The sequence below is a fragment of the Pseudobutyrivibrio sp. JW11 genome (genome assembly GCF_900115355.1).
In the GTDB taxonomy this organism is placed as follows: domain Bacteria; phylum Bacillota; class Clostridia; order Lachnospirales; family Lachnospiraceae; genus Pseudobutyrivibrio; species Pseudobutyrivibrio ruminis.
The window spans coordinates 1-12909 of the sequence record NZ_FOWB01000002.1 but is presented as its reverse complement, the minus strand read 5'-3'; the positions used below and the strand labels follow the sequence as shown (position 1 = coordinate 12909).

Below are 12909 nucleotides of genomic sequence, written 5' to 3'. Positions count from 1 at the left end.
TATTCTAGCTATTTTTCTCCACGTATTTACGAACTATCTCAAGCCCGCCCATAGGAACGCAGAACTTCTCATCCCTTGGTGGCTGGCATGCCTGATACACTTCCTCTAGGTCGAACCACTCTACACTGTCCAGCTCTTCCTTTTGAATGGTAAGGTTATCGATTCCTACCTCCTCGTCATAGACATAGACGAATGCAATTTCATTGTCCTTAAAAGGCTTGCCATGGAATTCCTTTTCATACTGAATTGGAAATGTTCCTGCAAAATGCAAATCATCTGGATCCACCTGGATGCCAAGCTCCTCCGACAATTCTCTAACAGCAGATTCCAATGGCTCATCTCCAGCCAGAATATGCCCAGCTGATGAAGTGTCATATCTGCCAGGAAAAGAATCCTTATTCATAGCTCTCTTCTGTAAAAGAACCTCTGTCTTATCTCCATTTTCACGAACCACCCATATGTGTGCTGTTCTATGTCTAATGCCCTCAGCATGCGCCTGTGATCTGGTCACTGTTTCGCCTGTAGGCTGCCCTTTTTCATCTACGATGTCAAATATTTCTTCTGCCATATTACTCCCACTTCTTCCATACATCAGGCTGATAGCCAAGTGTAGACTGCTTTCCATTTCTTACAACTGGAGTCTTGATAATCTGCTGTGATTCAAGAAGCTTCTCCAGCTTGTCCTCATCTGCAATATGCTGAAACAAAGCAACAGCATCCTGGTCCTTCGCATTTACGTTAACCATATTTGCGATACCACCATTAGCAGAAGCAACAGATGTAAGCTCTCCCTTACTCATGCCTTTCTCACGCATATCGATAAACTGATACTTAATGCCACGCTCTTTGAAAAAGCGCTCTGCTTTCTTTGTATCGTTGCACTTCTTGGTGCCAAAGATTTGTATATTCATAAAAATATTATCCGTCCTAGTTTTTATTTTTGTACCATTCCTAGCAGGCCCTTCCAGGGCCAGGTCTGCCCGAGCTCCACAGACCACTCGCTGACGCGAGTAAGGAAGGATTGTAATCGGCTTCGCCGATGGGCTTATAAATCGATTAAATTATAATTGATGTATATATTTGTCACAACCGATATGTTTTCATATATCCTTATTTTAAACAAAATAATATGTATGGAGACCGATGCACAATAGTATTAAATATACCTTCAATTAAAGGGTATATCTAAATCATCCTCATAAACAACAAAACAAAAAATTAGCTGCCATATTGGCAGCCATTGTAGGGAGAAATGATATAAAAAAGTTATTTATGATCGCTCTTGCGATGGTTGTTATATTAATCTCCAATTGCGTTTATATATTGGAAATAATGTGAAATTTAAATGAATTCTGGACTCTTGTTTTAAAAAGTAATCCTGCTGGATGCGTAATTATAACCTCCAATTTCTAATTAAAAGGTATTCCCTCTATAAAACCAGATTCACCTTCAACAAATTCTTCATAATAATCAGGCCATTCATCAAGGATTTCTTCTATTTCATCATCCACATGAAAATCTGCTGGCATAACTGTTTTTTCGATGATTTCCTCTTTGAAAATAGTATCAATATTATGATTAGCTGCACGAAGCTCCCTGTTTGTATAAGTCATTAGAAAATCCATTGCCTCTTCTTCATTTGTAGCTTCCAGTATGTATTCAACCGTTTCAGTCTGTCTAACTTTATATCTCATTTCAATACCTCTGGGAAATACTCCTTACACAATTGCTTGTTTCTTTGTAAGTATAGAATATCAAATCCTATCACGGTATATCGGACAGCTCAAAGCCTTGATTTTAGTCTTTAAGGTAAAAACCTTCATATTCATCATATTTTATTTGACCTCCCTGGCGTTTAGCTACGTCAAGTAAAGCTGTCCTGGAAACTGAATCTTCCAATTCATAAAAATCTGAAAGAGTAAATATTTCCTTACAAGTCCTTACAGCCTCAGATAGAACTGCTTTTGATACACTTCCTTCAAAATCATATATTTCACTTATAGTCAGAGTTTTACCTGATTCCAAAAATGATTTTAGTGATTTAGACAACGTCTTTTCTGTTACGTATCCATCCAAGGCAAACATCTCATCTGTTGAAAAAACATACCCTCTTTTTAATAGTTCCTCAGCAAATTCAGATGCAAGTGCCTCTGAATAATAGGACATGAATGCCATTAGTTCGTCCGCACCGAGATCTAAAAGGTTATCCAATGCGTACTTGCTAACTTTGCAAAATACTGAGTCCGATGACTCTCCCTCAAATGAATATAAATCTTCTTTCGTAATAGGTAGATTCAGATTTATCCATTCTAAGGCAATCTTATCAATTAATCTTTCATCCACCTCTCCGTAGAAGTATTCAAAATCCTTAAAATGTAAATCACCACCATGTGCTAATGTCTTTTGGGTGAGTGTCAGAATCAACTCATCATCATATATTCCTGCTAAAGCGGCAATTTGTTTTAACGTAAAAATTATACCTGACGCAGAAGATCTCTCTAAGATTATTTTTCCTGCTTCTTTGTACCAACTAATTTCAGCAAAATCTATTATCTCATCAGGATGTTCAAATCTCACCATTTCACGTGCGTATCTTAGGTACGTATTTTCATCCAAATGAGTATAATGATCATAGAAAAAATGCCAATTCATTGGCTTAGGAATAATCTTTTTTTCACGGTTTATATAATAGCCATCAGGATAGTATTCTTTTTCCAGCTTACTTTCGTCAACAGCATACCTTCCATACTGTACAATACCAGTTCCTACAACCTGATTTGTAAAGGCAGAACTATCCTCTACCTCATCTAAATCATCCTCATCATAGTCGTCATCTTCATATTCCTCATCGTCTTCGTACTCATCATCCCAGTCCTCTTCTTCGTCATCTTCATCTTCTTCATCTTCGTCATCCCAGTCATCTTCGTCTTCGTCATCTTGTTCAAATATTTCATCAAAGGTATCAACATCATGAATAAAGCATTCCTGTGCATCAAGTTCGTTAGGGTCCAAAACACCATCATGATTATAATCAAACATTCTGTCTGAACCGCCCCTAACTGGTCTTCCTGGAAACATGCTGCCCCCTCCTTTTCACCTGAAAAACATCCACATTTTACTTCTAACCAAGCACGATGATATAAAGCTTGTAATTTATTATCTTCTAAATCAAATAAACCCGTAACTGTTCTTGTCTAGAAATTAAAAACTTAACTTCTTAGTCCCACATATTTCCGCATGCATCACATTTGTATCTACTATGCAACTTATGAGAAAGAAATCCCCAAAAAGCCGTTGAAATAGCTTTGTCACCCCATTTAGCATCACGTACTTTATATTGACCACAATAAGGACATGGGTGTTCATAGTACGTTGTATCCCATGGAGCTTTTTGCGAGTTTCGGCTGTTAGCGTAGTTTTTGAATGAAGCATCTTTCTTCATTAAGTCATCCATATTCTCTGCTGTTAAAACATAGTAACATTCTTGACCACGTATTCTACCACCACATTCAGCATAAATACCTGTGTCATCAACTGCCAACGGCCCAATGTTGTACCATTTTCCCACAGCACCACAACTAGGACATCTATATGATTTTATTGCTTCTCGCATGTACTCATATGAATCATCCATAACTCACTTGCCTCCTAAAATATGGTCTTTCATTTTTTATGCATTACAACAAAGATTACTATTCTAAATAGTATCATCAAGATGTGATAAATATGTTGTAATGTAAATATTGATGATTATATGTTGTTCTGGGTAAAAAAAGAAGAACCTACTTATTGCAGATTCTTCCTTTACCGCCAAAATTCTCGACTACATGAAAAACTAATACTTTCAAATAAAATCACTCATAAGCCCTATTTCTGCATCGTCATATTTCCCAATAATTGAACATCTATCAAGAAGAGAATTGAACATTGTACAACTAGTCTCCGGAACTAAAGTGCATGCATAACATGCAGCATTATTTAAAGAATATAATCCTTGTCCATTAGATTCAGAACATATTGGATCATTTGAACACCATCTTGCTTTCTCAATTGCAGAATGAATTATAGCTGAAAGTTTATCCGTCTTTCCTTGTCTAACTAGACCACCAAAGCTTCCATCTGAGCTTGATGACGAAGTATATATAAGCAACCCACACATCCAATCATCAGCATCAACATATATTTTTTCCTTTATAGAAGAAGCATCATACCCACTCTCATAAGCCAGTTCACGCATCAACAAGTGGGAAAAAGTATGAACAGGAATGAATAACGGCGTAAAACGTCCATATCTCAAATACATGTGCTTTGCATCATATCGAGCCTTTATATCATCATACTTATACCGATTTCTATTCAGCCATTCTTGCATCTTGTCCTTATTAAATTCAATGAATATCCCCTCACCATTCATCTCTACAGCAGGCAACCAATTTTCACGATTTGTTGAAAGCTTAGCAATTTTATTTACACCATCTTCATTTTCATCTTCACCAAGAGCTTCAATTCTCCTAAAACCGGTAAGCACTTGAACTTCTCTTAATCTATTTACTAACTTAACCTGGTAAATATATGGCATTAATCCATTGGCAACCTGAACTGCTACTGTCTTAAAATAATAATCGTTTTGATTATTGCCAATAAAAGCTTTATATTCATCATGAATCAATGCATTTTCTGATTTCTCGGATGAATCATCTACTTTAAAAAATCTTCTCAGTACTTGCTCAAAATATGTATTAAAATCACATCCATATAATTCAGAAATATTCTGTTCTATGAAACTAGGTTGGATGAGAGTCTTAAGTAGATTAATATCTTGTGTAGCTTTTATAAGACCATTCAAAAACTCATAATTCTTATCTATTGCTAGTTCGACACCATTACTCCATGGCGGAATAGTAAGCGCTGATATAGTCTCAGAATAATATAAATTGTTGGAACCACGCATAATGGCGCGTATGCCTCTTCCGCAATTATCATTTACATCTTTTCCTAGCCATGGACTAAGTCCTCGACACTTCAGGCCAATCAGAGCTTCTTTACCTAAGCAATTCGCCATATTATTTTTTGCACCACAATTAACACATTCCAACAGTATACTCTCCAACCCACCAGAACTAGATGTGTGCTTGATTTTTAAAACAGGCTTATCACAAGTTTTTCCGACATTTTTATGTGTCCACCATACATAAGGGAATTCATCTAAATGACCACAGTCACAACTTACAACAAATCTTGATGGCAACAAATTAGTACCACAATTATTGCATTTTATTGCTTCAACATGATCTTTATCATTCTTATAGTTATATCCTATATTTTTAACATAATCGAGATTCCCGCAATTAGGACAATAATAGTATTCTGGAAACCTAATAATTGGGATTTTATAGCTGGTCTTATTAAATCCCATTGTCTTTTTTGTACTTATCTCGGTAGGCGACGCAGCCTGTACAAAAAATTCTTTACCTGTATAGTCCTCAAGGCGTTTATCATGTATTTTCATTTCGTTGGAAAAATTTTTATACCAAAGGTTTTGACCACCCATCAAACCTGAAAAATCGGGAAAATCAACCAATGATCCAATACCATTACTTGTTGTTATCTTTGACTTGCGAACTTCTCCAACATATTTGAAACGTTTTTTCTTGTCTAAAAAACCTGGCATTTTATTCCTCCACATCAACCTCTATCGAAGGTTCTACAGTCCTTAAAGAATTCATCATTCTGAAACGATTGTTTTCCATGTAATCTTCTTTATATAAAGTATTATCCGTACGTCCATACTTGTAATAGACTAAATCTGTAATACGTATTGCCTGACTTTCCCAATCTGATTCAATATTGTTTAATTCAATAATGACATCTTCAATCTCTTCTGGATCTACGCTTTCTACATAGTTAAGTATGTATTTACGGATATTTTCAAGTTCAGGCATATTTTTTCTATATTCGTAGGCATGATCATTGCTTCGTAAGACTGGTATTGTGTATCTTGCCAACATTATATAAAGAGCCTGTAAGCCTCTATCTCTTGCTCTATCCGAAAAAGGGGTTAACGTAGTTGGCTCTACGTATTTATAAAACGCTGCATGATATGGAATAAACTGTTCATAATGAGAACGATCTCTTGTTTTAGCGCCACTATACAATGTTACTACCAACCCCGGTGTTTTTCGCCCAACTCGGCTAGTTGCCTGTATATATTCTGCTGTCTTTAATGGTTGTCCTACAACTAACATTGTTCCCAATCTATCAACGTCAACACCTACCGAAATCATATTTGATGACATAATAAAATCATATGGTTCTTGATTTGAATCTTTTCGATATGGGATCATTAGATCATTCTGTATAAAATCACCTAATGAAGAACTATTATTTCTACTTGTAAGCTCGTAATACTTTGTATATTTGTCCTTTGCATTCTTTAAAGGATACATTGTAATGAATTTTTTGTCCTTCAAAAAGTTGTATCTATCTTGCACGTTATCGACAATTCTTACTAAGGATGAGCCTAACTCCTTAAGCGTATTAAAATACCCAGTTTCCGTCCAAAATGAGTCAACAACCTCATCAGAAAACCCAGCTTCTGTCAAATATCTTGAAGCAAAAAGAAGCGAACCCATGACCCTAACAAAAAAAGTGGCTGCAGATGCGCCTGATTGCATAATACCAAGATACTTTCTAGCTGGTTTATCTTCTCTTTTTGATTTCTCTGCAAAAAAAGAATCATCCGCACATATGCCTTGTGGCGGAAACTGCATACATTCAGCATTATATAAAGCTCTTACTTGATTCATAGCATTTTTTATTGTTGCAGTTGAGGCCACAATCTTAGGTCTGACTCCGTCTGTAGTTAGCAACTTTAATATCGCAGCTTCATATATTCCTGTCATTGTACCTAATGGTCCAGAAATAAGATGCAATTCATCCTGGATAATCAATTGAGGCGATATATTGTTTGTACCGGCATTGAACAAATCCGCAGCCTCTTCCTTAAATGCTAATTGAGCAAATTTGTCCACTGTACTAATAATAAAAGAAGGCTTATGAAAATAAATATCTTCATCGACAAGATGTATTGGTAATTCTTTTCCAAAGAAGCAGTTCTCATCAGAACATGCTATATGCATCCTCTTTTCCTTTTTATCTATATAATAATTACCAAATTCTATTTTCTTTCCGCACCAAGGGCATTTTTTTATTTGGGCTGGATTTGAATATGATGAATTATTTCTTTCCTTCAAAAATTTATCTGCTTCATCTAGACTATTTGGAGTAACAGATTGTCCAACCCAAAGACCAATAGAGAACGGTGTTTCTCCTAAATTATATTTATCTCTAATTATTTCACAGGAACAAATTAAGGCTGCTGCTCTTTCAAACTGTTGCAATGAAAGTAATCTGAGCGTGTATCGCATAATGATAGAAACATGTTTTACATCATTTCTTTTATCACTTAATCTTTCATAAAAAAGAGTGAATGCAGCTATACCTAAATATGCTTCCGTTTTACCTCCACCAGTAGGAAACCAAAGTAAGTCAACTATTTGCCTTTCATCGCTATCTTTTTCAACTATAGATTTCAACTCTAAAAGAATAAACGCAAGCTGAAAAGGATACCATTTAACACTATAGTCGGCTCCATTAACATCTTTAGTCCTTTGATAATACATTGCTTCATTAGCCAACTTAAATGCCTTTAATGCTAATGGGTTATCTAATACTTCAATTGCATCTAATAACCTTTTATATACCTCTTCACATTTAGCTATATTTCTCATAGCTATCTCAGAAGAAGATTTATTTTTAAGCTCCTTAATCCAATCGTTATATTTTGCAAATGCTGTTTGTAACCCATCAGCTATCTCAGAATACTCTGCTTCACTAAGTCTTTTTATGGATAAAATATCTTCATTGAAACAATCTGCTGGTTTCATCTGAAGAACCTCATATTCAGGCAGAAAATCTGTAAATATTTCATTAACTTCGTTACTGTCATTTAAATGCCAATCAACAGCGCAGCCATGCCCACTTGCATAACTATTATAACCTGAATAAAGCATTTCTAACTCATTGGTTTCATCATCTATATGTTCCAATGTACTTTGCTGAACTTCAAGAAAACAATCCTTATTTTCAGTCCTAACTATCATTTGAGGTTGGAAATATGTTTTAGGCGATAAATTCTCATATCGCATGTTCTCAACATGCGCATCATTTAATAAAGTAATCATCAAGTGGCGATTGTCATCAATAATACTTTTTATATCCCTAATTTGAATATATAAATCTTCATCGATCTTCTTTTTTAAAACCTTATCTTTCGAAATACTATTAAGATCAATTGGTAGCTCTATTGAATGTGATTGTCTTTTCCACTTGTGTGTGTCATTATCTTCTTCATCCAATACTTGAGTATAATTAGCATAATTACACTCCAAATTAATTCGTTCAACATTTTTTGCAACACTTATAGACATCCCCATGGCAGACTGATAAAACTGATTTGCGAGCAAATCAGTATCATCTAAAAAAGGTGTATCCTCATCCTTAATTACCTCTCCATCATCGCTTATTTTCTTTATATCTTTGGGATATAATTTGCCTACAAGATAATAATTAACTGGAGCCTCATCTATAATTTCATCCTCTGCTAAAGGTCCCAATAAATCTTTTTTTAATATCTCAATTATCTTATTTCTAGCTTCATAATATTCAGAATAATCCATTTTTACCCCTCAAAATATGCTTTCGCTGGACCAGAAAACATTACATAATTAAAAATTCTATTTTGCGAATATGAATTATTATAGTCAATCAATCTTCGTTCAAACGGTTCCAGAAATCCATCTTGAGAACCTAAAAATGTGTAAATACCATCAACATATAATTCGCCTAATCGACGTGGTAGCTTATTTACACCGTAAATTCTTAGAACGGAATCCGAAAAATATTTAGACATTCTTCCTATGGTTTCCCCGTTAACGGTAGTAATTTCATATATGTTGTCATTATTGAGTATCAATTGTATTTCATCCTGCTCATGCATTTTCTTTATTGCTTTTTGTGCATGATCCATAGTGATGGAATCTTCAAATATATAGTTCTCAGGAGAAACATCTGGCTTATAATTACTATCATCATTCTCTATGCATACATACTCGAGAACATATTGTCCTTTTATCTTCTTAAAACGATAATCTCTCCTTGCTTTTTTATGAAGTTTCCAATAAATATTAGGTGAATATTTCCTAATCTTTTCCTTAGGTCTAGTCAAAGCGACATACAATACTTTGTCTTCATCCAAGTCATTCTTATTTTTAAATATACTAGAATCAAGAATTACACAATCATATTCCAAACCCTTAGATCTATGGATATTTGAAACAAATACATTCGTTTTCTCAACTTGTTCCATATCCTTGAAAATCGAATTGTTCAAAGTAAGTCCCATAATTAATTTTTTTATCGGTATAATTGTATCTCTTGTATTTGAGCATTTTTGGAATTCTTCCCATACTTCATTACAAGATATATTAAAATCTCTTAACAGAATTTCATCTTCCATTAGTTGTGAAAGGACGTCTTTTGAAATTGCCTGTTCATTATATCCACCTAATAAGAATCCAATTAGTTTAGAGTAAGCATTTTTATCATTATGTAATACATATTTATTAGGTATGCCTGCTTTAATTAATCTATTGGAAACAAGTTTAGCGTCTATATTGCGTCGTTGCATAATACAAATTGACTTAAAATTAGTATCTTCAATTAGTTTTTTTAACTCGTCTGTGTCTACTATCTCTTCAATTTGTTCTCCGATTTTAATTCTATTTTCATTACAAGCATATAAATCTTCATCCAAAATAGCTTCTCTATATGGAGCAGATAAATCTTTTAAAACCTTATTTTGACGATGATTAACCTTATAGGAAACAAATTCTGCGTAATCATTCAACTTAGAAATAACATTTTTGTAGAAATTATCTGCTGAGATATTTAATCCCGCTGTATTGTTGTCATTAAGATAATTATATATAGATTGGCATGTATCACCCAAAAGCAAAATAGGAACTCCCTGTGCTTTACATGCGTCGTAAACGGTAAACCATCCGTACCTTTCTAAAATTTAGCCGCGCCCGCAGGCGCGACGATTACTTCACTGGTTTTCTACATTCACTTGGAAGTTCATCTGACCAAGGAAGTAGCTTATCCATAAAACTTCTATCTGTATCATCCAGATGCTCTGGAATTACAGTAAGAAGATGTTTGAAATACTCATAAGGTTTTAGGTTATTAGCTTTTGCTGTTTCAGCAATGCTGTAAGCAATGGCGCTAGCTTTTGCTCCAGAGATTGTATCAATCATAACCCAGTTTTTCTTTCCGATGCAGAATCCACGGATTGACTGCTCAGCAGCGTTGTTATCCATAGGAACTTCACCATCTTCAAGAAATACTTTTAGATACTGCTCCTGGTTGATTGAATACTGTAATCCTTTATGAGTTTTACTGTTAGCTAATACACTTGGTTCAACTTTATGAACCCACGCAAAGTAGGCCTCAACCAGAGGCTTGACAGTAAGCTGTCGATGTTCGTATCTTTCGGCTGGAGAAAGGTCACTTAGCTTTTTCTCTTCGCGATAGATAGCTTGAATCATCTTCAAAGCTTTATTCGCTGTACAGGATTTCTGTTTATCCTTCGGTGTAGCCTTTAAGGCTTCATCGAATCGGCGCCTTGCATGCGCCCAACATCCTGCTATTGTCAGGTCGTCACGTTCCTTTTCAATGGAGTGATAAACCTGATAGCCATCTGTCACACAGATGCCTTTGAAATCCTTGAGAAAATCTCTTGGATGATCGGACTTTCTAGTCCGCTGGTAATCATAGATTACTATTGGCTTATCCTTGTACATCTTACCTGTTCGATAAACCCACATGTAACTCTTAGATCCAGCATCTCGACCATCCTTGTTAACTAAGCAAGGAGTTTCATCAGCTTGTATTACATGATAGTCATACAAATGCTCATGAAGATAATCGTAAAAGACTGCTAAGTATCTGTCAGCACACTGGATAACCCAGTTAGCCATCGTTTGACGTGATATGTTAATACCAACTCTGTTGTATTCAGCTTCAATACGATATAGTGGCATCGCATTTACGTATTTAGCATTGAATATACCAGCAACTGTACTGTCAGAGGCCATGCTATTTCTAAGTAGCTGCTTTGGATGATTAGCCTTAATCATTCGTTCTGATTTAGAACCAGAATAAACAGCCACATGGTGCTCCTCAACCGAGACAGAAGCAGGTGTATATTTATACCGCCTATAGATTTCATCAGGAAGACGCTTCCAGGTTTCATCACCAAAGAAGCTCTTAAGTTCTTCCTCAGTCATTTCATGAGGGATTTTTTCAACAGGAAGACCTTTTATATCTTCTTCCTTTTTGCCTTTTGATTTCTTACGAGTGACAGTGATAGTTTCTTCATTGTCATCTTCAAAGCAATCATCTACAAAGGCTTCAGCCTCATTGAAAATGATTTCACCATCTTCGATGGTAAATGATAGTTGGTTTGATTCATCAGATTTCTCAGATGAACGACCAAAGCGCTGACGATTCATATCAGCCATCTGTTCAAGCAGAAGCTGCATCTTGTTATCGATGGATTCAAGTTGCTCCTGCTGATTTAAAAACAGCTGTATTAGCATCGCTTTGTCAAAGTTATTCAGTTGTTCCTCTGTGAATTTAACTGACATAATCGCTCCATTTCTTATGGAACTATTATAGCTGAAATGCAGTGTTTACGCTAATTTTCAGCGTTTTGGCATTCGTCATAATGCCTATGTTTGTAGGCTTCACAGAGCTTATATATGAAAGGCTAGTAACTAGCCATTTCAATTGATTTAATGGTATTTCCAGAGAAAATATGCCCACATATGAGCCTTATTCAAGGCTTTAAACAAGAAGAGAATCGCTTAAAATCAGCGTTTCCTGGGCGCTTAAAAATTCTCTGTTTTATACAAAACTAAACGATTTCTTTAGGCTCTTTGAGTTCTGAAATCGGATGTTTAGCGACTATAGTAAAACCACTCATTAACCTTTGATACTGTTCAGCTGAAATTGCTAGAGCTTCTGACTCAGTCCTAGGCCAGGCAAAAGCACCAACCTCAAGTCTTTTATAAAGAAGGAGAAAGCCATCGCCTTCCCATACAAGGCCTTTTATCTTGGTTGCTTTTCTTCCGCAGAACAAAAACAAGGTATCCTTGTCAAAAGGATCTAGGTTGAATCTTAGCTTTACGAATGATGCCAGTCCATCAATACCTTGGCGAAGATCAGTGTAACCTGTAGCAATGTATATCTTCTTAAAACTGGTAGTGTCATTGAGCATGGCTTATTGCTCCTATCAGTTTTAATAGAAACTCTTCAGAAATATCTTCTGATATTTCTATACGAGCATTGCCACAAATGATTGAAGCTACTCCATACGTTACTGGTTTTGGTTCAGCAATAGCAGGTGGTAGTTCAACAAAAGTCGGTTCACTAATAACCATCTGATTAGATTCATCTATAGACTGAAGCTGACCTGCGAAATAGTCCTGAACTCTACGCATGTGATCATAAAAGGTTGGTGGTTTAATATCGTGAATGGCACACCATTCACGAACTGTCATGTCTTTGGGTCTGGAATTGAAGTCTTTAACTTCTTCAACCCATTGCTGATAACGCATCTGTCTTTTTAAGGCAGCTGAATTATTCATATGAGTATCCTCCTGTATGTTCGGGTTTTATGACTTGTATGAGAACTATATCCATAGTTTCCATACAATCCATAGTTGTTATACAGAATTATCTCAAATCCGAACAAATGGAACGAGGTACTCATGATTTACCGTTTAC

Annotated in this window: 11 protein-coding genes; all 11 read right to left on the bottom strand. The window is 35.5% G+C overall.

Annotated elements, in window-relative coordinates; genetic code table 11:
• Positions 1-4: 4 nt before the first annotated feature.
• Positions 5-568, bottom strand: coding sequence for an NUDIX hydrolase (locus tag BM102_RS02225; RefSeq protein WP_090478539.1), 564 nt, complete (start codon positions 566-568; stop codon positions 5-7).
• A 1-nt stretch (position 569) separates the two neighbouring features.
• Positions 570-911, bottom strand: a complete 342-nt coding sequence (locus BM102_RS02220; protein WP_090393816.1) for an arsenate reductase family protein — start codon at positions 909-911, stop codon at positions 570-572.
• Between the two features lie 498 nt (positions 912-1409).
• The gene (locus tag BM102_RS02215; RefSeq protein WP_090478536.1) at positions 1410-1694 is read right to left on the bottom strand and encodes a hypothetical protein; all 285 of its coding nucleotides are present in this window, start codon (positions 1692-1694) and stop codon (positions 1410-1412) included.
• A 103-nt stretch (positions 1695-1797) separates the two neighbouring features.
• Entirely contained in the window at positions 1798-3078 is a 1281-nt protein-coding gene (locus BM102_RS14230; RefSeq protein WP_177194881.1) for a hypothetical protein, read from the bottom strand.
• A 139-nt stretch (positions 3079-3217) separates the two neighbouring features.
• Positions 3218-3634 (bottom strand): hypothetical protein, encoded by a 417-nt coding sequence (locus BM102_RS02205; protein WP_090478534.1) that lies wholly within the window; start codon positions 3632-3634, stop codon positions 3218-3220.
• 210 nt (positions 3635-3844) lie between these two features.
• A complete protein-coding gene (drmB, locus tag BM102_RS02200; protein WP_177194880.1) occupies positions 3845-5671 on the bottom strand; it encodes a DUF1998 domain-containing protein in 1827 nt (608 codons plus the stop codon).
• A gap of 1 nt (position 5672) precedes the next feature.
• The gene (locus BM102_RS02195; protein WP_090478528.1) at positions 5673-8738 is read right to left on the bottom strand and encodes a DEAD/DEAH box helicase; all 3066 of its coding nucleotides are present in this window, start codon (positions 8736-8738) and stop codon (positions 5673-5675) included.
• A gap of 2 nt (positions 8739-8740) precedes the next feature.
• Positions 8741-10075: an ATP-binding domain-containing protein gene (locus BM102_RS02190; RefSeq protein ID WP_090478525.1), complete on the bottom strand. Its 1335-nt coding sequence runs from the start codon at positions 10073-10075 to the stop codon at positions 8741-8743.
• An 88-nt stretch (positions 10076-10163) separates the two neighbouring features.
• A complete protein-coding gene (gene tnpC / locus BM102_RS02185; RefSeq protein WP_090478522.1) occupies positions 10164-11768 on the bottom strand; it encodes an IS66 family transposase in 1605 nt (534 codons plus the stop codon).
• 269 nt (positions 11769-12037) lie between these two features.
• The gene (gene tnpB, locus BM102_RS02180; RefSeq protein ID WP_072919712.1) at positions 12038-12400 is read right to left on the bottom strand and encodes an IS66 family insertion sequence element accessory protein TnpB; all 363 of its coding nucleotides are present in this window, start codon (positions 12398-12400) and stop codon (positions 12038-12040) included.
• A complete protein-coding gene (locus tag BM102_RS02175) occupies positions 12390-12770 on the bottom strand; it encodes a hypothetical protein (protein WP_090478519.1) in 381 nt (126 codons plus the stop codon). Before BM102_RS02175 ends, tnpB begins: the two co-directional genes overlap by 11 nt.
• Positions 12771-12909: the final 139 nt, after the last annotated feature.